The sequence below is a fragment of the Rhizobacter sp. genome (assembly GCF_046595475.1).
In the GTDB taxonomy this organism is placed as follows: Bacteria; Pseudomonadota; Gammaproteobacteria; order Burkholderiales; family Burkholderiaceae_C; genus Rhizobacter.
This window is the reverse complement of record NZ_JBKJOQ010000007.1, coordinates 62,561-85,026: the sequence shown is the minus strand read 5'-3', so window position 1 is coordinate 85,026 and position 22,466 is coordinate 62,561. Positions and strand designations below refer to the sequence as shown.

The 22,466-nt window shown below is 66.3% G+C and carries 20 protein-coding genes; 10 read left to right on the top strand and 10 right to left on the bottom strand.

Features of this window, described 5'->3' with window-relative positions; all coding sequences use genetic code 11:
- Nucleotides 1-90 precede the first annotated feature (90 nt).
- Nucleotides 91-1,170, top strand: coding sequence for an aminoglycoside phosphotransferase family protein (locus AC30QB_RS01720; protein WP_489544458.1), 1,080 nt, complete (start codon nucleotides 91-93; stop codon nucleotides 1,168-1,170).
- Nucleotides 1,171-1,180: 10 nt separating this feature from the next.
- On the opposite strand, the gene AC30QB_RS01715 is transcribed toward AC30QB_RS01720, so the two are convergent.
- Nucleotides 1,181-2,146 (bottom strand): LysR family transcriptional regulator, encoded by a 966-nt coding sequence (locus tag AC30QB_RS01715; protein ID WP_489544457.1) that lies wholly within the window; start codon nucleotides 2,144-2,146, stop codon nucleotides 1,181-1,183.
- A 227-nt stretch (nucleotides 2,147-2,373) separates the two neighbouring features.
- Here AC30QB_RS01715 and AC30QB_RS01710 point away from each other — a divergent pair, with 227 nt between their 5' ends.
- The 3 genes from AC30QB_RS01710 to AC30QB_RS01700 all read left to right on the top strand — a co-directional run bounded on the left by AC30QB_RS01710 (nucleotide 2,374) and on the right by AC30QB_RS01700 (nucleotide 4,982).
- Nucleotides 2,374-2,787, top strand: a complete 414-nt coding sequence (locus AC30QB_RS01710; RefSeq protein ID WP_489544456.1) for a DUF4148 domain-containing protein — start codon at nucleotides 2,374-2,376, stop codon at nucleotides 2,785-2,787.
- 47 nt (nucleotides 2,788-2,834) lie between these two features.
- Entirely contained in the window at nucleotides 2,835-3,248 is a 414-nt protein-coding gene (locus AC30QB_RS01705; protein WP_489544455.1) for a DUF4148 domain-containing protein, read from the top strand.
- A 75-nt stretch (nucleotides 3,249-3,323) separates the two neighbouring features.
- The gene (locus AC30QB_RS01700) at nucleotides 3,324-4,982 is read left to right on the top strand and encodes an NAD(P)/FAD-dependent oxidoreductase (protein WP_489544454.1); all 1,659 of its coding nucleotides are present in this window, start codon (nucleotides 3,324-3,326) and stop codon (nucleotides 4,980-4,982) included.
- On the opposite strand, the gene AC30QB_RS01695 is transcribed toward AC30QB_RS01700, so the two are convergent.
- Complete coding sequence (locus AC30QB_RS01695; RefSeq protein WP_489544453.1) at nucleotides 4,961-6,289, bottom strand: amidohydrolase; 1,329 nt, start codon at nucleotides 6,287-6,289, stop codon at nucleotides 4,961-4,963. The two genes, AC30QB_RS01700 and AC30QB_RS01695, sit on opposite strands and share 22 nt — an antisense overlap.
- Before the next feature lie 281 nt (nucleotides 6,290-6,570).
- On the opposite strand from AC30QB_RS01695, the gene malE reads away from it, so the two are divergent.
- Entirely contained in the window at nucleotides 6,571-7,791 is a 1,221-nt protein-coding gene (gene malE / locus AC30QB_RS01690; protein ID WP_489544452.1) for a maltose/maltodextrin ABC transporter substrate-binding protein MalE, read from the top strand.
- Between the two features lie 3 nt (nucleotides 7,792-7,794).
- Here malE and AC30QB_RS01685 read toward each other — a convergent pair whose 3' ends face one another.
- From AC30QB_RS01685 to AC30QB_RS01675, 3 genes are all read right to left on the bottom strand, one after another.
- Nucleotides 7,795-9,282, bottom strand: a complete 1,488-nt coding sequence (locus tag AC30QB_RS01685) for a M20 family metallopeptidase (RefSeq protein ID WP_489544451.1) — start codon at nucleotides 9,280-9,282, stop codon at nucleotides 7,795-7,797.
- A 101-nt stretch (nucleotides 9,283-9,383) separates the two neighbouring features.
- Nucleotides 9,384-10,817: an aldehyde dehydrogenase family protein gene (locus AC30QB_RS01680; protein WP_489544450.1), complete on the bottom strand. Its 1,434-nt coding sequence runs from the start codon at nucleotides 10,815-10,817 to the stop codon at nucleotides 9,384-9,386.
- Nucleotides 10,818-10,853: 36 nt separating this feature from the next.
- Complete coding sequence (locus AC30QB_RS01675; RefSeq protein WP_489544449.1) at nucleotides 10,854-11,711, bottom strand: alpha/beta hydrolase; 858 nt, start codon at nucleotides 11,709-11,711, stop codon at nucleotides 10,854-10,856.
- A gap of 89 nt (nucleotides 11,712-11,800) precedes the next feature.
- Here AC30QB_RS01675 and AC30QB_RS01670 point away from each other — a divergent pair, with 89 nt between their 5' ends.
- Nucleotides 11,801-12,334: a hypothetical protein gene (locus AC30QB_RS01670; RefSeq protein ID WP_489544448.1), complete on the top strand. Its 534-nt coding sequence runs from the start codon at nucleotides 11,801-11,803 to the stop codon at nucleotides 12,332-12,334.
- A gap of 75 nt (nucleotides 12,335-12,409) precedes the next feature.
- Here the strand turns inward: AC30QB_RS01670 and AC30QB_RS01665 are convergent, their stop codons facing one another.
- Together AC30QB_RS01665 and AC30QB_RS01660 are read right to left on the bottom strand one after the other, a co-directional pair.
- Nucleotides 12,410-12,580: a hypothetical protein gene (locus tag AC30QB_RS01665; RefSeq protein ID WP_489544447.1), complete on the bottom strand. Its 171-nt coding sequence runs from the start codon at nucleotides 12,578-12,580 to the stop codon at nucleotides 12,410-12,412.
- 117 nt (nucleotides 12,581-12,697) lie between these two features.
- On the bottom strand, nucleotides 12,698-12,961 hold the full coding sequence (locus tag AC30QB_RS01660) for a winged helix-turn-helix transcriptional regulator (protein WP_489544467.1): 264 nt from the start codon (nucleotides 12,959-12,961) through the stop codon (nucleotides 12,698-12,700).
- 242 nt (nucleotides 12,962-13,203) lie between these two features.
- On the opposite strand from AC30QB_RS01660, the gene AC30QB_RS01655 reads away from it, so the two are divergent.
- The 4 genes from AC30QB_RS01655 (at nucleotide 13,204) to AC30QB_RS01640 (ending at nucleotide 17,039) form a co-directional block, all read left to right on the top strand.
- A complete protein-coding gene (locus tag AC30QB_RS01655) occupies nucleotides 13,204-15,618 on the top strand; it encodes a DUF349 domain-containing protein (protein ID WP_489544446.1) in 2,415 nt (804 codons plus the stop codon).
- Nucleotides 15,615-15,920 (top strand): hypothetical protein, encoded by a 306-nt coding sequence (locus tag AC30QB_RS01650; protein ID WP_489544445.1) that lies wholly within the window; start codon nucleotides 15,615-15,617, stop codon nucleotides 15,918-15,920. The genes AC30QB_RS01655 and AC30QB_RS01650 overlap by 4 nt, the downstream gene beginning before the upstream one ends.
- 233 nt (nucleotides 15,921-16,153) lie before the next feature.
- Entirely contained in the window at nucleotides 16,154-16,702 is a 549-nt protein-coding gene (locus AC30QB_RS01645) for an isochorismatase family protein (protein ID WP_489544444.1), read from the top strand.
- Nucleotides 16,695-17,039 (top strand): hypothetical protein, encoded by a 345-nt coding sequence (locus AC30QB_RS01640; RefSeq protein WP_489544443.1) that lies wholly within the window; start codon nucleotides 16,695-16,697, stop codon nucleotides 17,037-17,039. Before AC30QB_RS01645 ends, AC30QB_RS01640 begins: the two co-directional genes overlap by 8 nt.
- Here the strand turns inward: AC30QB_RS01640 and AC30QB_RS01635 are convergent, their stop codons facing one another.
- The 3 genes from AC30QB_RS01635 to AC30QB_RS01625 are packed head-to-tail and all read right to left on the bottom strand — an operon-like array spanning nucleotide 17,040 to nucleotide 22,465.
- A complete protein-coding gene (locus AC30QB_RS01635) occupies nucleotides 17,040-17,891 on the bottom strand; it encodes a DMT family transporter (protein WP_489544442.1) in 852 nt (283 codons plus the stop codon).
- 28 nt (nucleotides 17,892-17,919) lie between these two features.
- Nucleotides 17,920-19,320 (bottom strand): efflux transporter outer membrane subunit, encoded by a 1,401-nt coding sequence (locus tag AC30QB_RS01630; protein WP_489544441.1) that lies wholly within the window; start codon nucleotides 19,318-19,320, stop codon nucleotides 17,920-17,922.
- Nucleotides 19,313-22,465, bottom strand: coding sequence for an efflux RND transporter permease subunit (locus AC30QB_RS01625; protein WP_489544440.1), 3,153 nt, complete (start codon nucleotides 22,463-22,465; stop codon nucleotides 19,313-19,315). Before AC30QB_RS01625 ends, AC30QB_RS01630 begins: the two co-directional genes overlap by 8 nt.
- Between the last annotated feature and the right edge of the window lies 1 nt (nucleotide 22,466).

The following is a 22,466-nucleotide window of genomic DNA, read 5'->3' as shown; positions in this document are numbered from 1 at the left end:
CAACGGAGGCGAGGCGATTTGTAGAATCGATTATCAGCGAGGGCGCTTGCCCACAGACGTCACTTCCCCTACACGCCCCTGCGCCACTTCATGCCCACACCGACCGCCAGCTCATCTTCCGTTGCTTGGGCCGATGACGCGCGCAGAGCGCTGTTCACACAGTGGCTGGGTGGCATCGCCGGCCGACACGGGCTGAAGCCCGACACCTTCCAAGCGGCCAGTGCGGACGCGAGCTTTCGCCGCTACCTGCGCATCGAGGGCGCAGGCGGCCAAACCTTCATCGTGATGGACGCCCCGCCACCGCAAGAAGACGTACGCCCCTTCATCACACTGGCCGGCATGTTCGTGGCCGCGGGCTTGAATGCACCCCAGGTGCTTGAGCAAGATGTGGAGCATGGCTTCCTCTTGCTCAGCGACCTCGGCTCGCGCCTCTTCTTGCAGGCCCTGCAAGAGGCCAAGGCGGCAGGCGATCGGCACAGCATCGCGTCATTGATGGGCGACGCCACGAGCGCGCTGGTGCAATGGCAAACCCGGGCCGACGCCAGCCAGCTGCCGCCTTACGACGACGTGTTGCTGCGCCGCGAGCTGGCGCTGTTCCCCGACTGGTGCGTGACCCGCGAATATGGCGTCACCTGGTCGCCAGACCAGCAGGCCAAGTGGCACAAGACCTGCGACCTGCTGGTCGCCAGTGCGCTCGCCCAGCCTACAGTCGCCGTGCACCGCGACTACATGCCGCGCAACCTGATGGTGTGCGGGCCCGAGCAAGGCGGCAACCCCGGCATCCTCGACTTTCAAGATGCCGTGCGCGGCCCCATCAGCTACGACGTGGCGTCGATGCTGCGCGACGCCTTCATCTCGTGGGAAGAAGACCAGGAGATCGACTGGGCCGTGCGCTACTGGCAGCAGGCCCGCAAGGCCGGGCTGCCCTTGCCCGATGATTTCGGCGCATTCTGGAAGCAGCTCGAATGGATGGGGCTGCAGCGGCACCTGAAGGTGCTGGGCATCTTCTGCCGCTTGAAGCACCGCGACGGCAAGCCCAAATACACCGAAGACCTGCCGCGTTTCTTTGCCTATGCCCACAAGGTGGCTACGCGCTACAACGGTCTCGGCCCTCTGGCCCATCTGCTGGAGCCGCTGATGGGCACGTCGCGTAGCGACGCCTTCTATTGACGAAGCGGCCCTACTGAAGCACCTGCGCCTTGCCCCCCACGGTGCGCGGTGTCTCACAGCCCGCGGCCTGCAGCCACGGGTCGTGCTCGGCCCCGCCAAAGCTTTGCACCAGAAAGTCGATGAACGCCCGGGTGCGCGCAGGCACGTACTTGCGCGTGGGCATGGCCGCGTAGATGCGCAGCGTCAGCACCCGCCACTCGGGCAGCACGCGCTCCAATGCGTGCTCCAGCAGCGCGTCTTCCACCACATACGACGGCAGGCCCGAGATACCCATGCCGGCCAGAGCGGCGGCGTACATGGTGTCGCTGTGGATGGTGCTCAGCGCCGGCTTGGCAGGCACCAGCGTGACCGATTCGCCGGAAGGCTCGTCATCGCCCCACTCTCCCCGGTGAAAGGTGATCTCGCGGGTGAAACTCGGCAGCATGGCCTCGTGCTGTGGCAGCTCGTTGGGGTGCAAGGGCCGGCCCTTGCGATCGAGGTACTCGGGTGAAGCACAGGTGATGACCTCCGAGTGCGCCAGCAGCCGTGCCACGAAGTCGCCATCGAGTGGCTGGCGGCCGACCTGGATGATGCTCACATCGAAGTTCTCGTCCACCGTTTCCACCGGCCCAGGGGCGGCCAGCTCCAGCGTGACGCGCGGGTAGAGCTCGCGAAAACGCGGCAGGTGCTTGGCGATCTGGTGCACCGCGAAGGCCGGGGGTGCCAACACACGCAGGTGGCCGCGCGGCTCCGACGTGGCGGCACTGGCCAGGGCTTCCGCCTCTTCCACCTCGGTCAGGATCTGCCGCACCCGTTCGAGGTACAGCTCGCCCGTGTCGGTGAGCGCCAGTCGGCGCGTGGTGCGATTGATAAGCCGGGCACCCAGGTGCTCTTCAAGATCGGCCACCAGGCGGGTGACAACGGCTGCCGAAAGGTTCAGCTGGCGGGCCGCTCCCGCGAAGCTGCCCTCTTCGATGACCCGGGAAAACACCCGCATGGAATGAAGTCGATCCATCTCTTACACCCCCATTGTTTCGATTTACGCAATGCGCAATTGAAGCATAGGGTATTTATTGATTCTTTGGCAATGCCTACAGTTCAATCCATCGATGAGCCGAACCCAAATCAAGCGACTCACCGAGGCTGGACAAGACGGCACCTAACAACAAATACCGCCCTGCCCGGAAACGTCACCCTCACTGTTTTGAAACCTAGGAAATCATCATGAACACCAAGCAAATCATCGCCGCCGCCGCCATCACACTCGTGGGCTCCGCCGCTTTCGCCCAGAGCGAAGCCGAGCTGCAACATTTCGGCGAGCAGCAGCAGTCCGCCGTCAGCCGCGCTGAAGTGCGCGCTGACCTGCAACAAGCCCGCATCGCCGGCGTGTTGACCACTCCCAACGAAGTGTTGGCCTCAGCGGTGCCCGCCAAGGCAGTGCGCTTCAACGGCCGGACGCTGGCACAAGCCCGCGCCGATGTGCTGAGCGCCCGCGCCGAGCTGGCCCAGCCGACCGAAGTGGTGATGTTCGCCCAGCAACCCGCCGCCACACGTGACCGTCAAGACGTGCGCGCCGAAGCCCGCGAATACGCCCGCACCAATGATGTCGTGAAGTCGCGCATCGGCGCCGGCTACTGATTCGCCGCGATCCACCTGACCCATCCGAACTTTTCAAGGAACCCATCATGAACACCAAGCACCTCATCGCCGCCGCTGCTCTCTCCCTCGTGGCATCGGCCTCTTTTGCCCAAACCGAAGCCGAGCTGCAGCACTTCGGCGCCTCCCAGCCGTCGGTGACCACCCGCGCCGCTGTGCGCAGTGAAGTCATCCGCGCTCGCGCCAACGGCGAAACGCTGACCCCGGCGGAAGCCGACGTGGCAGGCCTGTTCCCCAAGGCGCAAGCCACCGGCGTCACCCGCGCTGAAGTGCGCAGCGCCGTGCTGAAGGCCCGTGCCGACGGCAGCCTGGACCGCCTGCGCGAGCTCGACGCCATCGGCGGCAGCAACAGCAATGCCGTGGCCTCGACCCGCAGCCGCGAAGAAGTGCGCGCTGAAGCCATCGCCGCCACGCGCGCCCCTCGCGTGCAGGCCGGTCACTGAGATCGTTGCGCTTTTGAAGAAGCCGCCCTCGGGCGGCTTTTTTTATGCCCGCGCAAAGCACCGAAAATGGCGGCCATGTTGCGAATCACCGAACTGCGCCTGCCGCTGAGCCACGCCGAAGACGAGCTGCGTCCCGCCATCCTCAAGCGCCTGGGTGTAGCCGATGACGGGCTGAAGGCGTACACCGTGTTCAAGCGCAGCTACGACGCGCGCAAAAAGAGCGCCGTGGTGCTGATCTACACGGTCGACTGCGCGCTCGCCGACGAAGCGGCGGTGCTGCAAGCGCATGCGGGTGACGCGCACATTCGGCCCACCCCCGACACGGGCTACAAGTTCATCGGCCATGCGCCGGCTGACTTTGCGGCCAGCGAAACGCCGCGCCCCTTGGTGATTGGCTTCGGCCCCTGCGGCATCTTCGCCGCGCTGATCTTGGCGCAAATGGGCCTGCGGCCCATCGTGCTCGAGCGTGGCAAGGAGGTGCGCCAACGCACCAAGGACACCTGGGGCCTGTGGCGCCAGGGTGTGCTCAACGCCGAGTCGAACGTGCAGTTCGGCGAGGGCGGGGCCGGCACCTTTTCCGACGGCAAGCTGTGGAGCCAGATCAGCGACCCGCGGCACCTCACGCGCAAGGTGCTCACCGAATTCGTCAAGGCCGGCGCGCCAGAAGAGATCCTCTTCGTCGCCAAGCCGCACATCGGCACCTTCCGTCTGGTGAGCATGGTGGAGAAGATGCGTGCCGACATCGTGGCGCTGGGCGGCGAGATCCGCTTCGAGCAGCGGCTGACCGATGTGCGCATCGAGGCGGGCCACATCCGTGGCGTCACGCTGGCGTCGGGTGAAGAGCTGCGTGCCGACCACGTGGTGCTGGCGCTCGGCCACAGCGCACGCGACACCTTCACCATGCTGCACGAGCGCGGCGTTTACATGGAAGCCAAGCCTTTCTCGGTGGGCTTTCGCATCGAGCACCCGCAAAGCCTGGTCGACGCCGCGCGCTTCGGCCCCAACGCCGGCAACCCCATCCTCGGTGCGGCCGACTACAAGCTCGTGCACCACGCGAAGAACGGCCGCGCCGTCTACAGCTTTTGCATGTGCCCTGGCGGCACGGTGGTGGCGGCCACGTCGGAGCCGAACCGCGTGGTCACCAACGGCATGAGCCAATACTCGCGCAACGAGCGCAACGCCAACGCGGGCATTGTGGTGGGCGTGTCGCCGCAGGACTATCGGCTCGACAAGAACGCCACCGGCCCCGTGAACCCGCTAGACGGCATGGCCTTCCAGCGCGTCTGGGAGTCGCGCGCTTTCGAGCTAGGCGGCGGCACCTACGAAGCGCCGGGTCAGTTGGTGGGTGACTTCATCAAAGGCCAACGCTCCTCGGTGCTGGGCAAGGTCGAGCCGTCTTACAAACCGGGTGTGCTGCTGGGCGACCTCAAGACCAGCCTGCCCGACTACGCGATCGAGGCCGTGCGCGAAGCGCTGCCTGCGTTCGAGCGCCAGATCAAGGGCTACTCGCTGCCCGACGCCGTGCTCACCGGCGTGGAGACACGCACCTCGTCGCCCTTGCGCATCACACGCGGCAAAGACTTTCAAAGCCTCAACGTGAAAGGCCTTTACCCGGCCGGTGAAGGCGCGGGCTACGCGGGCGGGATCATGTCGGCCGGTGTTGACGGCATCGAGGTGGCCGAGGCGCTGGGCGAGCGCATGCTCGCCTCGCTTCAGCGTCCCGACGAGAGGTAGTCGAGCGCCAGCATGCTCAGCGTCAGCGCGCCCAGCGGCATGGCGTCTTCGTCGAAGTCGAAGGCCGGAGAGTGGTTGGTGGGCGCATCGGCATGCGCTTTGCCTTTGGGCGGCGCACCGAGGATGTAGAAGAAGCCGGGCGCTACCTTCTGGTACTCGGAGAAATCTTCCGACGCAGTGATCTTGGGAATGGCCATCGCCTTGCCGCCGCTCGCGCGCTGCAGCGTCGGCAGCATCGCGTCGGTCAGGTCGGGTGGGTTGACCGTCACGCTGTAGGCGGTAGGTCCGAAGCTCACCAGGGCTTTTGCGCCGCTGGCCGCTGCGATCATTTGCGCGGTAGTGGTGATGCGCTGTTTGGCCTCTGCGCGCATCTCTTCGTCAAAGGTGCGCAGCGTGCCCAGCATCTCCACGCTGTCGGGCACGATGTTTTCGCGGTTGCCGCCGTGGATGGACGCGATGGTCAGCACCACCGGTTCTTGGGTGATGTTGAGCTGGCGGCTCACGATGGTCTGCAGGCCGTTGATCACCTGAGCAGCGGCCACGATGGGGTCGACCCCAGTCCACGGTGCGGCACCGTGCGTCTGCTCGCCGATGATGGTGATGTGCACGGTATCGGCGCCGGCCATCATCGGCCCGCTTCGGTAGCCCACCCAGCCCATGGGCATGTTGGGCGAGATGTGCAGGCCGAACACCGCGTCGACCTTCGGGTTGTCGAGCACGCCCTGCGCCACCATGGCATGCGCACCCCAGAGCGTCTTGGCGTTGGCGGCGGTCTCGGGCACACCCTCTTCGGCGGGTTGGAAGATGAATTTCACGCTGCCGGGGATCTGCGTCCTCATGCCCGCCAGCACCTCGGCCACACCCATCAGGATGGCGGTGTGGCCATCGTGGCCGCACGCGTGCATCACCGGCGTCTCCTGGCCCAGGTATTGGGCGCGCGTTTGCGATGCGAAAGGCAGGCCGGTGGCTTCGGCCACGGGCAATGCGTCCATGTCGGCGCGCAGGGCCACCACCTTGCCGGGCCGCCCGCCCTTGAGCACGGCCACCACGCCGTGGCCACCGACACCGGTCTTCACGCTCATGCCCAGCTTGCGCAGGTGGTCGGCCACCAGCCGGGCCGTACGCACCTCCTGGCCTGAGAGCTCGGGGTGTTGGTGGATGTCGCGCCGCCAGGCCACCATTTTCGGCTGCACCGCATCGACGCGCGATGCCATCGCGAGCCCATCCACCCCCTGCGCTTGGGCCGAGGCATGTGCAGCAAATGCGCACAGCACGAGTGCGCACAGGCCGCGGGGGGTCAAGGTCATCGAAGGGTCCGTGCCGTGGTTTGCATTCGGTCGATGCTACGGCCCGCCGATGCGTTCACGTGAGCGCGTTTCCACGCGCTCTGACTTTGTAGCGCATGTAGTACGAGCCGCTACGTAGTGGCAGGTGGCTCGATGTACTACATGCACCCCGTCAATTGCGACAAACGAGGAAACTAAATTACGAAGGCCCCGTTTTCCAGGGTGAACACCGATGCCGGCATGAAATCTCCCTCGCACGATGAGTAACTAAATTCGCTCCACCGTGCAAAGAGAGGTCAAAAATGGATCGTCGTCGGGTCAACACATGGCTGGGCAGCAGCGCGCTGATGTCGGTGTTCAGCGTGCCTGCGCAAGCCGCGCAAAAGGGCACCTTGACCATCTGGATCAACAAGGACAAGGGCTATAACGGCTTGCAGAAGGTGGCCGACGAGTACGCGCGCGCCAGCGGCATGCGCGTCAAGGTTGAGCACTTCGAAAACGCAGTGGGCAACTTTGAAGACGCGATGAAAGCGGGCAAAGGCCCCGACATCTGGATCTGGCCGCACGACCGATTGGGTGAGTGGATCAAGCAAGGCTGGCTGAGCCCGGTGCAGCCCCACGACGCGCTGCGCGCCGACATCGTGCAGGTGGCTTGGGACGGCTTTACCCAAGGCGGCAAGGTGTGGGGCTACCCGCTGTCGGTCGAGTCGGTGGCCCTTCTCTACAACAAAGACCTGGTGGCCGAGCCGCCCAAGACCTTCGAGGAACTGATCCCGCTGCACTACAAGCTCAAGACCCGCGGCGCGCGTGCCATCGGCTGGGAAACCGAGAGCCCCTACTTCACTTGGCCGCTGATGTCGGCAGGCGGCGGCTACGTGTTCCGACGCAAGCTCGATGGCAGCTTCGATGCGCGCGACACTGGCATCAACCACGCAGGTGCTGTGCGCGGTGCCGAGTACCTGATGCAGCTGATGAAAGCGGGTGCGCTGCCCGAAGGTGGGCAAACCTATGGCGAAGCCGAAGAGGCGATGAAGTCGGGCAAGCAGGCGCTGTGGATCACCGGCCCCTGGGCCTGGGAGTCACTCACCAAGGCCAAGATCAACTACGGTGTGGCGGTGCTGCCCACGCTCGACGGCAAGCCGGCACGGCCCTTCGTGGGCGTGCTGGGGGCGATGGTCACGCAAGGCTCGCCCAACCGTGCCGCGGCCATTGAGTTCCTTGAAGGCCACCTGCTCAAACCCAAGGGCCTGTCGGCGATGAACGGCGACAAGCCGCTGGGTGTGCCCGCGTCGAAGTCGATGTTCTGGACGCTCTACTCCGACCCGCGCATCCGCACCTCGATGGACGCCATCTACGCGGGCCGACCCATGCCCAGCAATGTGGAAATGACGCTCTTCTGGCAGCACTTTACGACGGCGCTGAAAGACATCAACGCCGGCAGCAAGCCACCGCGCGAGGCGCTGGACATTGCAGCCCAGGCCATACGCGGTGCACCGCTCAAGCTTGCCTCGGCGCGAAGGTAAGTTTCAGGGGCAAGCCGCCATCACCTGCGCCACCGCGGCCGTGAGCTTCTTGCCATACGGCACGTGCAGGAACTCGTTCGGCCCGTGAGCGTTGCTCTTGGGGCCGAGCACGCCGCAGACCATCATCTGGGCGGCGGGGAAGCTCTTTTGCAGCATGCTCATCAGCGGGATGGTGCCGCCTTGGCCGATGTAGCCGCAGGGCGCGCCGAAGTGCGCTTGCGAGGCAGCGTTGAGTGCGTCTTCCAGCCACGGTGTGATCGTGGGTGCGTTCCAGCCCGAGGCGCCTTGTGCGCCGACGCGGCCGTCGGCGTTGAAGGTCACCTTCGCGTTGTAAGGCGCGTTGTCTTCGAGCAAGGCCTTCAGCTTCTGCGCGGCCTCGTTGCCGTCGACCAGCGGTGGCAGGCGCAGGCTGAGCTTGAAGGCGGTGTAGGGGCGCAGCACGTTGCCGGCGTCTTTCATTGCGGGGAAGCCGTCAACGCCGGTCACGCTCAGCGTGGGCTTCCAGCTGCGGTTGATCAACGACTGCAGCGGGTCTGTGGTGGTGGGCAGCGTGGGGCCGCCGTCGGCACCGCAGGCCCAGGGGAAGCGCTTCCAGGCTTCGTCTCCCAGGATCTGCGCGGTGGCGCGCGCCTGTGCCATGCGGTCGGCCGGCATCGCGCTGTGAAAGCTCTGCGGCAGCAACTCGCCTGTCTTGCTGTCTTCGAGCCGGTCGAGCACCTGGCGCAGGATGCGAAAGCTCGATGGCACCAGCCCGCTCGAATCGCCCGAGTGCACACCCTCGGTGAGGATCTCGACCTTGAGCGTGCCGGTCACGTTGCCGCGCAGGCTGGTGGTGAGCCACAGCTGGTCGTAGTTGCCAGCGCCGCTGTCCAGGCAGACCACCAGGCTCACCTTGCCGAGGCGGTCTTTCAGGGCGTCCACGTACGCGGGCAAATCGAAGCTGCCGCTTTCTTCGCAGCTCTCGATCAAGCCTACACAGCGGGGGCGGGGAATGCCTTGCTTGTCGAGCGCCAGGATGGCGGTGAGCGAGGCATAGACGGCATAGCCATCGTCGGCGCCGCCGCGGCCGTAGAGCAGGCCGTTTTCGTACTTGGGCGTCCAGGGCCCCAGGTCGTTGCGCCAGCCGTTGAACTCGGGCTGTTTGTCGAGGTGGCCGTAGAGGCAGATGGTGTCCGCTTGTTTGTCGCCATTGCCAGCCTTGGTGGCCGGCACCTCGAAGAAGATCACCGGTGTGCGCCCCGGCAAACGAATCACTTCGAGTTTGAGGCCCTCCACCTTCTTGCCTTCGACCCAGGCGGCGGCGTCACGCACCACCTTGTCGATGTAGCCGTTCTTCTCCCAGTCGGCATCGAACATCGGGCTCTTGGCGGGAACAGCGATGTAGTGGGTGAGGGCTGGGACGATCTCTTCGTCCCAGGTGCGGTTGGCAAACGCCGCGATGGCGGTGGCTTCGTCAGGCTGGATCGGTAGCAGCGGGTCGCGTGCGTTCATGGAGTGCTCCTGGTGGGACGGCTCAGTTTAAAACTTCGCTGCTGCACCCACGAGGAGTCATTCCCGCGAAAGCGGGAATGAGGGGCGGGAATGACGAGACGTCAGGTGCGCCTGAACTGCATCGACTTGATTTCGAGGAAATCCTCAAGACCGTACTTGCCGAACTCACGCCCGTTGCCCGACTGCTTGTAGCCACCGAACGCGGCCTGCATGTTGAAGCCGCCGCCGTTGATGTCGACCATGCCGGTGCGCATCTTGCGCGCCACTTCTTTGGCGCGTTCGTCGGTAGCCGCCCACACACCACCCGACAGGCCGTAGATGCTGTCGTTGGCGATGCGCACGGCGTCGGCTTCATCTTTGTAGGTGATGATCGACAGCACCGGGCCGAACACTTCTTCTTGCGCCAGGCGCGAGTCAGACTTCACGCGGCCGAACACGGTGGGCTTCACGTAGAAGCCCTTGTTGCCCAGACCTTCGGGCGCGCCCAGGCCACCGGCCAGCAGCTCGGCACCTTCGTCTAGGCCGATCTGTATGTATTCCTGCACCGTGTCTTGCTGCGACTTTGAGGCCATGGGGCCCATGGTCGAGGTCTCTTCCATCGGGTCGCCGACCTTGTAGGCGGCGGTCACGGCGACGGCGATCTTGGCGGCTTCTTCGTAGCGGCTTTCGGGCACCAGCATGCGGGTGTGAGCGGTGCAGGTCTGGCCAGCGTTCAGAAAGCAGGCCTGCACCGAGCCCTTCACGGCGGCGGCGAAGTCAGCGTCTTCCAGAATCACCGAGGCCGACTTGCCGCCCAGTTCCAGCGCCACGCGCTTGATGGTGGCCGAGGCTTGCGCCGAGATGCGGCGGCCAGCGCCGGTGGAGCCGGTGAACGACACCATGTCGACGTCCGGGTGCACCACCATGGCTTCGCCGACCACGGTGCCGCGGCCGGTCACGAGGTTGAACACACCGGCAGGCACGCCGGCTTCATGGATCACCTCAGCGAGGATGAACGCGTTGAGCGGCGTCACGTCGGCTGGCTTCAACACCACGGTGCAGCCGGCGGCGAGTGCGGCTGCGACCTTGGCGCCGATCTGATGCAGCGGGTAGTTCCACGGTGTAATGGCTGCCACCACACCGACCGGCTCGCGCACGATGGTGGAGTGGCCGGCCTGCTCTTCCCAGTGGAAAGACTCGACCAGCTTGGCGTAGTACTTGAAGACGGCGATGGGCGAGCCGGCCTGTATGGGCAGCGACTGCTTGATGGGCATGCCCATCTCCGCGGTGATGGTCTTGGCGATCTCGCCGGCCCGCGCCTTCAGGCCTTCGTGGATCTTCATCAGGTACACCGCGCGCTCGGCAGGTGTGAGAGCCGACCAAGCCGGGAACGCCGCCTTGGCCGCGGCGACCGCACTGTTCACGTCGTCGGCGTTGCCGCGCACCACGCTGGCAATGGCGTCACCGGTGGCGGGCGAGATCACCGCACCGGGCGTTTCTTTGCCGAGGCTCGGCACCCATTGGCCGCCGATGTAGAGCTTGTCGTGTTGAATCATGGTGTCGCTGCCTGAATTAAAGATGGTCGTGCTATTTTAAGCGCGAGTCTTCAGGCCCTGCAGCCACGTCCCCAGCACCTCGAACACCTCGGCTTGCTCCGGCTCGTTGAAGATTTCATGGAAGAGCGGCCCAAACTCCCGGCTGGTCACCACAGACTTGGGCGCCGAGCCCGCGAATTCTTGGCTGCCGCGTGGCGCCACGCAGCGGTCGCTGCCGGCGTAGATCAAGAGCGTGGGCACGGCCCACTTCGCGGCGCGCTCGCGCACCCGCGCGCCGCCCTCAAGGATGAAGCGCGCCAGGCGCGGGCTGATGCGGTCATGCACCAGCGGGTCGGCGGTGTAGGCGGCCACCACCTTAGGGTCGCGCGAGATCCACTCCGGCTTCAAGCCGTTGTTGACAGCCAGATTGGGGGCCAGCGTGCCGAACACCGCCAGCATCAGCTTCTGCACGGCATTGGTGTTGGCCGCGAGCGCGGGAGATGACAGCACAAGTGCTTGCAGCGGGCGGTACCACGCTGCTGGCTGCCCCCCGCTCACGCCTTCGGACACGAAGCGTGCGGCGATTTCCCCGCCCATGCTGTGGCCCAGCAGCACCAGCGGGCCCGGCCGTTGCTTGGCCACGGCGTCGATCACGGTGGCGAGATCGACCAGCAGGTCATCGCTGGTGCTTAGCAGCCCTCTGCCGCCTTCGCTACGGCCATGGCCGCGATGGTCGTAGCCCACTGCATGCCAGCCCCAGCTGTTGAGGTGCGCTGCCACGTGGGCGTAGCGGCCGATGTGCTCGCCCAGGCCATGCACGATCAGCACCGTGCCGCGTGCATTCGTGGCATCGGCCAGCGGCCAGTCTTGAACGTGGAGCTTCAGGCCGTCGGCCGTGGTGAGGGGAGTATTCATGGCGGGCAGTGTAGGCAGCAGCCCAGGCCGCGCCAACCGGGCTTGCCCGGTGTCACACTGCCGGGCATTCCTTCCAGTTGGAGCGCCGCATGAATCAGTTCTTTCAATGGGCCCGCGGGCACTGGCTCTTCGCTCTGGTGCTGGCCACATTTGCCGGCGCAGTCGCGGCGCAAACGCCTGCGCCGTCATGCGCCGCCCCCGAGCAGCGCCAGTTCGACTTCTGGGTCGGCCACTGGGACGTGTACGGTGCTGGCGACAAGAAGGTCGGCGAGAACATCATCGAGCGCATCGCTGGCAACTGCGCTCTGCTGGAGAACTGGAGCGGCAACGGCAGCGTCACAGGCAAGAGCCTCAACATCTGGGACGCCGACGACAAGCGCTGGCACCAGACCTGGGTCGACAGCCATGGCGGGCGGCTAGAGCTCTCGGGCGGACTCGTCGAAGGCCGCATGGTGATGTCGTCCACAGGCTTCGACCCCAAGCGGCCGGCTGTCACCGTCACTCAGCGCATCAGCTGGACGCCGCAGCCTGACGGCAGCGTGCGCCAGCTGTGGGAGAGCACCGAAGACGCCGGCAAGACCTGGGCGGTGGCCTTTGATGGCCGCTACGTGAAGCGCCGCTGAGGCGCAGCGCAGCGTCTTCAGTGCGACGGGGTTAAACGGTATTGAGCCCAAGAGCTTGAGCCTAAGAGCTTGGCCCTAAGACGGGTCTTTTGAGCGGGTGCGCGCCACGCCGGTGATGATGCCCAGCCCCACCATGATCAAGCAGGCAATGCCCACATAAGTGCTCGGCAGCCCGGCCAGCACCAAGCCCCAGGCGATGCCGCCGGTCAGCACGGCGAAACCGAGCAAATACAGTGCAAATGACATGGGGAGACTCCTTGGGCAGTGTGGACGCCGTCACTGTACGAAGCGCCGCCCGCGTTGCCGATCAGTTCAAGCCGCCAATCGGCGTAGGCCATTGCCTACCTGCCGCACAGGCGTCCTTCACTGGCCGGCCCAGGTGCTCGCCCAGTCGCACAGCGGCATCAGCGAGGCCATCATCTTCTTGCCCTCGACCGTGAGGTGGTAGCCGCCCTCGGCGTGCTCTACCAGCCCCACGCCCCGCAGCTCCTTCAGGCGAGTGTTCAGCAGGCTGGGGTTGGTTTCGCAGGCGTCTTGCAGCGCGCGAAACGTCATCTGGTCGCCGCGCCGCAGCTCCCACACGATGCGCAGCGCGACGCGGCGTCCCAGCAAATCGAGCACCACCATGATGGGCCGCCCGGTCTTGGAGCCGCGCACGGGCGAGCCTAACGTCGGAATCTTGGATGCCATGTTGCTTTGCTTTCCGTCGCGGGCGAGCCATGTTTGCTATGAATACTTTAGCAACTTGGGTTGGACAAACACCCCGCGTGCCGCCCGTCAGTGCGAGCCTCTGGCGGCTCCGGGGTTTGCGCGCGGCCTACACTGCGTCGCGCGCTTTGGCGCTCCCCTCACTTTCACATGCCACCCCGATGTTGAGCCGGTTATTCAAAAAACGCGAAGGCGCCGACGCGCCCCCCACCCCGCCCACCAAACCCGACGCCCAAGCTGTGAAGGCCGCCAAGGCGCGGCAGGCTGCAGACGCGCTGGCCGAGTGGCAGCCGCGCCTGCAAGCAGCGCTGGGTGACGACGCGGCGCTGCTGCGCATCGCCGAAACCTCGCCCGTGCTCGACATCCGCTGCGCGGCGGTGGAAGCCCTGGCCAGCGAAGAAGCGCTCAGGCAGGCCGAGCGCGAGCTGCGCACGCACGACAGCCGCGTGCACCGCGTCGCCAAGCGGCGCCATGTGGCAGCGGTGGCGCAGCGCGAGGCCCGCGCCGGTGCACAAGCGGTGATTGCCGCGGCTCAGGCCCTGACCCACGAGCAGCCGCTGCCCGCCAACCGCATGGTCGCCATCGACCGCGATTGGCAGGCGCTAGACGTGAGCGTGCTCGAATCTTCCCAATTGACCGAATTCACCGAGCTGCGCGAGCGGCTCAACGCCTTGCTGCGCGAGCAAGGCGAGCAGGAGCAGCGGATGCAGCAAGAACAGCAGGAAAAGCAGCAGCAAGAAGAGCAGCAGGAGCGACAGCGCCTGATAGACGAGGCCCAACTGGCGCAGTCCGCAGAAGAAGCGCGGCTGGCGGCTCTGGCGGCGGCGGAGTCGGCTAGCCCCGAGCCTGAGCCCGAAGCCGACGCGGCTGCCGCGCCGTCGCCCGCAAGGCATCTCAGCAACGAAGAGCGTTCGCAGCTTGACGCCCTGCTGGTCCAGGCCGAAGCCGCGCTCGCCGAGGGCCAGCTGGCCGACATGCAGCAACACCTGCAAACCTTGGACACCACCCTCGAAACGCTGGACGGCGTGAAGCTCGGCGACAGCTTGCGCGCGCGCGTGCAAGCCCTGCACGCTGAGCGAACGCGCTTGGCCGGCTGGCAGAAGTGGGGCGGCGCCCTCGCGCTTGAAGCGCTGGTGGACGAAGCTGAGGCGCTGGCCAAGCTCACCCAGCTCGCCTCCAACCCCGAGATCGCCAACGTGCCCAAGCTGCGCCTCAAGGCGCACGCGGAGAGCATTCAAGGCATGCGCGCGCGTTGGAAAGAGAGTGACCGCGCAGGCGCGCCCGTCAACCAGAGCCTGTGGCAGCGCTTCGACGCTGCACTACAGGTGGCCCATGTGCCCGTGGCCGCCCAGCAAACCGCGTTGAAAGCGGCGCGAGCCGACAACCTGCAAGCCCGCGAGGCCTTGCTCGCCACGCTTGATGCCGTGCCGATGGCCGAGGCTCCAGTTCAGAGCGAAGACATGGCCGCGCATTGGAAAGAGCCGCTGCGCGCGTTGAACCACTTTCAGCTCGCTTGGCGTCAGCTGGGGCCGCTGGAGCACACCGTGCCGCCGGGTGCGCGCAAGGCCTTGCAGCAGCGTTTGAATGACAGCGTGGCCCGCATCGAAGCGCCGATCGAAGCCGCGCGCCGCACGGCCGAGGCCCACCGCGAGCGCCTGATCGTGCGCGCCGAAGCGCTGGCGCAAGACATGGCGCGCAACCCTCGCGACGCCATGCCGCGCGTGCGCGAGTTGCAGCACGAGTGGCAGCAGCACGCGCGCACGCTGCCGCTGGAGCGCAAGGTCGAAAACGCGCTGTGGGGCCGCTTCAAGGCGGCGACCGATGCCGTGTTTGCCCAGCGCGAAGCCGCCTTCGGCGCGCGTGATGCCGAGCTGGCCGCCAACCTCGCCGCGCGTGAAGCGCTGATCACCCGCCTGACCGCGCTCGATCTCGATGCGTCGCCCGTGGCCGACCTGCAGCGCGCCTTGGGCGACGCCGACCGCGAGTGGCGCCAGCCTGTGGAAGTGCCCCGTGCCGCCGTCAAGCCGCTCGATGTTCGCTTTCACGATGCCCGCGCCGCCGTGGCGCAGGCCGTGGCCGACAGCGCGCAAAAGCGCTGGCATGCGCAGTGCGACGCCTTGTCCACCAAGCTGGCCCTGTGTGAGGAGCGCGAAGAGCGTGGCGCAGCTTCAACCGATGAAAGCGACCTGGCCAGCCGCTGGGCCGCCTGCGAGGCCTTGCCCGTGCCCTGGGACAAGCCCTTGTCGCAGCGCTGGTCGCAGCCGCCCGTCGCAGGCCCTTTGAGCGCCACCGCGTGTGATGACGCCCTGCTGCAGCTGGAAGCGGTGTTCGACTTGCCCGTCTCCGCCGACCTGCAAGCCGCGCGGCGCGACATGAAGTTGCGTGCCCTGAAAGAGGCCCTCGAAGGCCGCGCGCCCAAGCAGCAAGACCCGGCGACTCAAAGAGCCGATTGGTTTGCCAGCGTGTTGCGCCAAGTCGGCATGACGCCGTCACAACGCGAACGCTTGGGTGCACTCGTCGCCGCTCTGCGCCAGTCATCGGCCGGTGCCCACCCGCTGAGTGCGGGCAAGCGATGAGCGAGTACCAAGACGCCACCGTCGTGCGCCATCACCACGGCGAGCAGGCCGATGGCACCGAGCTCAGCGTGCGCCTGCTGCAGGGCAGTGGGCCTGCTGAAGGTTACGCCTGCATCCACCGCGTGGTGACCGACCGCAGTGGCCAGCTCAAGTCCGACATCGTCTACTACTACTCGCCCGCGGTTGTGGCGCCGGCGCTGAGCGCCGACTTCGAGCTGCTGGCAAGCGGCCGCGTGATGTCGGTCAACCAGCTGCACCACACCGAGTTCTTGCTCAACCGCAGGCTGCGCGCTGCCCGCTGACGGGGGCAGGTTTTCCGTTGCCGCCATGTGCGGCCAGCGCGCAAGCCCGTGAGTTTGGCCTCGGCCAGGTCGAAGCCCCCAAAATTGCAGGGCACCCTCGGCCGCTCCTTTTGCGTCGACCGGACACGCCTTCGCCCGGGTGGCGCTTCAACGTGGGGGCTTTGGCGCGAGACAGGGTGAGAACGGCCCCGCTTGATACGCTACGGCTCTCGCGTTAAGACGCCTCCATCCTCATGAACACAGCTTTGCTCGTCATCGACATCCAGCGCGCCGCCTTCGATGGCGCGCACCTGCCGCCCATCGCCTCACCCGAGCGCTTGGTGAGCAATGCCTGCGCGCTGGTCGAAGCGGCGCGCGAGGGCCAGGTGCCCATTGTGTTTGTCCAGCACTCCGAAGGCGCCGGTGAGGCTTTCGAGGAAGGCTCGCCGCACTGGCTGCTGCACGAATCGCTTGTGCCCACGGCCGGTGATGTGGTGCTGAAAAAGTACGCGTCGAGTTCTTTCGAAAGCACCGACCTCCATGCGCAACTCAAGGCGAAAGCCATCGAGCACCTGGTGGTGTGCGGATTGCAGAGTGAGTTTTGCGTGAGCAACACCACACGCTCGGCACTGCAGCTTGGCTACACCGTGCAGCTCGCCCATGACGGCCACAGCACCTGGCCTTCCAAGGGCCAGACCGCTGCCGAGATCGAAGACGAAGTGAACACCCGGCTCGCCGAGGCCGGTGCCGCCCTGGCGCCGACGCACACGCTCGCGCAGGCCCTGCGGCATGTGCATGGCTGAGCCTGAGAGCCTCTTGGCGCCGCTGAAGATGTTGTTCTCAACGCTGAAGCGCCAGGCGCCGCGGTGGCTGCTGTGCGCGCCCATGCTGTCGATGGCCGCACCCATCGAACAGACAGTGGGTGCCATCGACGCTGTGGTGGTGGCCTGTGGGCCGGTCGACCCGAAGAGCGCGAAGGCCGGTACCGAGATGCTCGAGCGCCTGCGGGCACAGCACAAGCTCGACCTGGCCGCAGTGCGCAAAACCGAGAGCTACAAGTCGATCTACAACGACGAGGTCAACCGCTTCCTGGCGATGCCGCCCAAGGCGCGCGTGGCCGCGTGCCAGGGTGTGTTCTAGCTAGCGTGCCCCGAGCCGTTTGCCGGCCAGCACCCAGGCAATGCCGCCGAGGATGGCGGCCGAGGCGAGCACCAAGCGCAACGACATCTGTTCATCGAGGAAGACGATGCCGCCAAGTGCCGCCAGCAGTGGCACGCTGAGTTGCACGGTGGCCGCGCTGGTTACTTTGAGGTGAGGCAGGGCTGTGTACCAGATGGCATAGCCCACGCCCGAGGCGAGCGCCCCCGATGCCACGGCGTAGACCGCGCCTGCGGTGTCGATCGAGGCCCATGGCAACATGACCAGGCCCAGGGCTGCAGCGGGTAGGGCGGCGCGCAGGAAGTTGCCCGCGGTGACGTTCAGCGGGTTCTGTTGACCTTTGCCGCGCAGCGTGTACACACCCCAGGCAATGCCTGCCAGCAGCATCAGCGACGAGCCAGCCAGCGGCGGTGCCGACAGGCCGGGCAGCAGCAGGCCGACCAGGCCGACCAGGGCCAGCGCGAAGCCCAGTACCTGCGTGCGGTGCAGGCGTTCGCCCTGCCAGAGGCCGTAGCCGATCATCGTGGCCTGCACCGCGCCGAAGAGGATCAAGGCGCCCGTGGCGGCGCTCAGGCTGCGGTAAGCAAAAGAGAAAGCGGCCGCGTAGGCAAACAGCGCCCACGCAGAGAACCAGCTCCCGGCCGGGCGCCCGTCTGGGCCGCCACGCAGGCGCGCGATGCAGGCGAGTGCCAGCGCCCCAGTCACGATGCGGAGGGCGGTAAAGCTGGCGGCGTCGATCTGCGTGTGCTTCAGCGCCAGCCGGCAAAGCAGCGAGTTGCCCGCGAATGCCAGCATCGCGAGCAGCGTGAGCGCAACGATGCGCCGGCGTGTCACGGCGTGCCGCGGTTGGGGCGAGGCATGCTTACTTCGCCGCCGGCGGCTCCGTCCAGCCGCCGCCCAGCACCTTGTACAGCGTGACCAGGTTCTGCACCTGCTGCGCCTGCACCTGCACCACGGCTTGCTGGGCCGCGAACAGCGAGCGCTGCGCGTCGAGCACGTCGAGGTAGCTGGACGCACCGTTCTTGTAGCGCAGGTCGGCCAGCCTGAAGCGGGTTTGCTCGGCGTTGGCCTGTGCCAGTTGCGCGCGGGCTTGTTCGCCCAGCGTGGCGCGGCCGGCTAGGGCGTCTTGCACTTCGCGGAAAGCGCCCTGGATGGCCTTTTCGTACTGCGCCACCGCGATGTCGCGGTTGACCTTGGCCACGTCGAGGTTGGCCTTGTTGCGGCCCGCGTCGAAGAGGGGCAGCACGATGGACGGTGCGAACGTCCAGGCCGCGGTACCGGCTTTGAAGAGGCCGTTCAACTCGCTGCTGGCGGTGCCGGCGCTCGCTGTCAGGCTGATGCGGGGAAAGAAGTTGGCCCGCGCGGCACCGATGTTGGCGTTGGCTGCGATGAGTTGCTGCTCGGCCTGGCGCACGTCGGGCCGGCGCGCCAACGCTTCAGAGGGCAGGCCAGCCGGCAAATCGGTGGCCAGGCGTTGCTCGCTCATGGCCAGCGGCGGCGGCAGGTCGGCGGGCAACGACTGGCCGAGCAACAGGGCCAGCGCGTTTTCGTCGAGCGCGCGTTGCCGTGTGAGCTGCGCCCGCGTCACGCGGGCCCCTTCGAGCAGCGACTCGGCCTGGCGAAAGTCGAGCTCTGACGACGCGCCGTTGTCGAACTTGAGCTTGGACAGCTTGAACGACTCTTCGCGTGTCTTGAGCGTCTCGCCGGTAAGGCCTAGCAGCTCGTCGTCGGCGATCAGCGCCAGGTAGGTGTTGGCCACCGATGAGATCAAGCTGATCTGAGCCGCCTTGCGGCCTTCTTCGGTGCCCAGGTACTGTGCCAATGCTGCATCGCTCAGGCTGCGCACGCGACCCCACAGGTCGACCTCGTAGGCGGTGACCTGCAGGCCCACGGTGTAAAGCGTGCTGATGTTGCCGGTGACCGGTGATGGCCCGCGCTGCCCGGTGGCACCCAGGCCCACGCTGGGCAGCAGGTCGGCACGGCGCACGCCGTAGGTGGCGCGCGCCTGCTCAATGTTGAGCATGGCGATGCGCAGGTCGCGATTGTTCTTCAGCGCCAAGTCGATCAGGCGCTTGAGCCGCTCGTCGGCAAAGTAGCTTTGCCACTCGATGTCGCTCGCGGCCTTAGGTCCGGGCGTGGCGGCCTCGCCGTTGAACGCGCCAGCCACGGGCGCGGCGGGCCGCTCGTACTTGGGGGCGAGGCTGGCGCAGCCGGCCATGGCCAATGCGGTGGTCAGAGCCAGAGCGGTCAGTTGCTTAGTCATGTTGCGCTCCCTTCTTTTCGAGTTCATGCGCGTACATCTGGCGTTGCCGTTCGCTGCCCTTGAAGATCTTGCGCACGACGACAAAGAACACCGGCACGAAGAACACCGCAAGCACCGTGGCGCTCAACATGCCGCCGACCACACCGGTGCCGATGGCACGTTGGCTGGCCGAGCCCGCGCCGCTGCTGAGTGCCAGCGGCAGCACGCCCAGGATGAAGGCAAACGAGGTCATCAGGATGGGGCGAAAGCGCAGGTGGCAGGCTTCAAGCGTGGCCTCGACCAGGCCCTTGCCTTGCGCATGCAGGTCTTTCGCAAACTCGATGATCAGAATGGCGTTCTTCGCCGAGAGCCCGATCACCGCGATCAAACCCACCTTGAAGAACACGTCGTTGGGTAGGCCGCGCATCGTGGCGGCGAGCACTACACCCAGAATGCCCAGCGGCACCACCAGCAGCACCGAGGCCGGGATCGACCAGCTCTCGTACAACGCCGACAGGCACAAGAACACCGCCAGCAGCGAGAAGGCGACCAGCATCAGCGCTTGCGAGCCGGCCAGGCGCTCTTCGCGCGATTGCCCCGTCCACTCGAAGGCAAAGCCCGCGGGCAGCTGCCCGGCCAGGCGCTCCATCTCGTTCATGGCGTCTCCGGTGCTGAAGCCGGCGGCTGCATCACCCGCCAGGCGCATGGTCGGGTAGCCGTTGTAGCGGATGGTCTGCATGGGCCCGGTGATCCACTGGGTGGTGGCCACGGACGAAAGCGGTACCAGCTTGCCTTGCGCGTTGAGCACGTTGATGCGCATCAGGTCGTCGGGCTGCATGCGCGCCGGCGCGTCGGCCTGCACGATCACGCGCTGCAGGCGGCCGGCGTTGGGGAAATCGTTGACGTAGGTCGAGCCCAGTGCAGTGGAGAAGGCCGCGTTGACGCTGTCGAACGACACGCCCAGCGCGGCCGCGCGGTCGCGGTCGATGTCGATCTGCAACTGGGGCGCGTCTTCCAGGCCGTCGGGCCGCACGCCCGCGAGCACCTTGCTTTGCGAGGCCATGCCCAGCATCTGGTTGCGCGCGGCGAGCAGGGCGGCATGGCCGTTGCCGCCGCGGTCTTGCAGACGGAAGTTGAAGCCTGTTGCGGTGCCCAGCTCCGGGATGGCCGGCGGGCTCAGCGCAAAGATGAAGGCGTCGCGTACCCCCATCAGTGCACCGAAAGCGCGGCCGGCCAAGGCCTGCGCCGAGTGCTCTGCACCATGGCGCTCGCCCCAGGGCTTGAGCGTGACGAAGGCGAGCGCCGCGTTCTGGCCTTGGCCCGAGAAGCTGAAGCCCAGCACGCTCACCATCTTGTCGACCTCGGGCTGTTTGAGCATGAAGCCTTCGACCTTCTTCATCACCGCCAGCGTGCGCTCTTGCGTGGCGCCCGGGGGCAGCTGCACGTTGGCGATGATGTAGCCCTGGTCTTCGCTGGGCAGGAAGGAGGCGGGCAAGCGTGTGTAGAGCAGGCCCACCACGCCAAGGATGGCCGCGAAGATGATGAGAAAGCGACCGGTGCGCTTGAGCATGCTCGCCACCCAGCTCTCATAGCCCCGGGTCGTGCGCGTGAAGCCGCGGTTGAACCAGCCGAAGAAGCCGGTCGCCACATGCTTGTGGCCGGCTTCCACCGGCTTCAAGAAGGTGGCGCACAGCGCGGGCGTGAGCGACATGGCCAGGAACACCGAGAACAGCATGGCGCTCACCATCACCAGCGAAAACTGACGGTAGATGTTGCCCACCGAGCCGCCGAAGAAGGCCATGGGCACGAACACCGACACCAGCGTGACGGTGATGCCCACCAGGGCGGCGGTGATCTGCCCCATCGCCTTCTTGGTGGCGTCGCGCGGGCTCAAGCCCTCTTCGCTCATGATGCGTTCGACGTTTTCAATCACCACGATGGCGTCGTCTACCAAGATGCCCACCGCAAGCACCATGGCAAACATGGTGAGCACGTTGATCGAGTAGCCGAAGGTGAACATCACCCCAAAAGCACCCATCAGCGCCACCGGCACCACGATGGTCGGGATCAGCGTGTAGCGGATGTTCTGCAAGAAGAGGTACATCACCAGAAACACCAGGATCACCGCTTCGATCAGCGTCTCGATCACCTGGCTGATCGAAATCTTGATGAAGCGCGAGCTGTCGTAGGGGATGGCGTACTTCACGCCCTGCGGGAAATACTTTGACAGCTCGTCCATGCGCTTGTAGATGGCGGCGGCCGTGGCCAGCGCGTTGCCGGTGGGTGCGAGCTGCACGCCGATGCCGGTAGAGGGGTTGCCGTTGAGCCGCGCCGAAGTGCTGTAGCTCTGTGCGCCCAGCTCGATGCGGGCCACGTCGCGCAGCCGCACCGTAGAGCCATCGGTATTGGCGCGCAGCACGATGCTGCCGAACTGTGCAACCGTCGTCAGCTGGCCCGGCACCACCACGGTGGCGGCGACCTGCTGGCCCTGCACGATGGGCAGGTCGCCGATGGTGCCCGACGAGACCTGCGCGTTCTGCGCGCGGATGGCGGTGGTCACGTCGCTGGCGCTGAGGTTGAAGCCGACCAGCTTGCCCGGGTCTATCCAGATGCGCATTGAGCGCTCGGTGCCGAAGAGCTGGGCCTGGCCCACCCCGGCAATGCGCTGCAGCTCGGGCAGCACGTTGCGCGAGGCGTAGTCACCCAGAGCCACCGGGTCGAAGGCCGGGTTGTCGGACGACAGGATGGTGAACAGCAGGAAATTGGCGCGCGCCTTGTCGACCCGCACCCCCTGCTGCGTGACCGCCGCGGGCAAGCGCGGCGCGGCCCGGCTCAAGCGGTTTTGCACGTCGACCTGCGCGAGCGCGGGGTCGGTGCCGGTCTCGAAGGTCAGCGTGAGCGTGCCCACGCCATTGGCCTGGCTGACCGACTCCATGTAGAGCAGGCCGGGCGAGCCGTTCATTTCCTGCTCGATGACGCTGATCACGCTGCTTTCGAGCGTCTGTGCCGAAGCGCCCGGGTAGACGGCGGTCAGCACGATGGAGGGCGGCGCCACCGAGGGGTATTGCGCGATCGGCAGCTGCTTGATGGCCACACCACCCAGCACCACGATGAACAAGGCGATCACCCACGCGAATATGGGGCGATCGATGAAAAACTGGGCCATG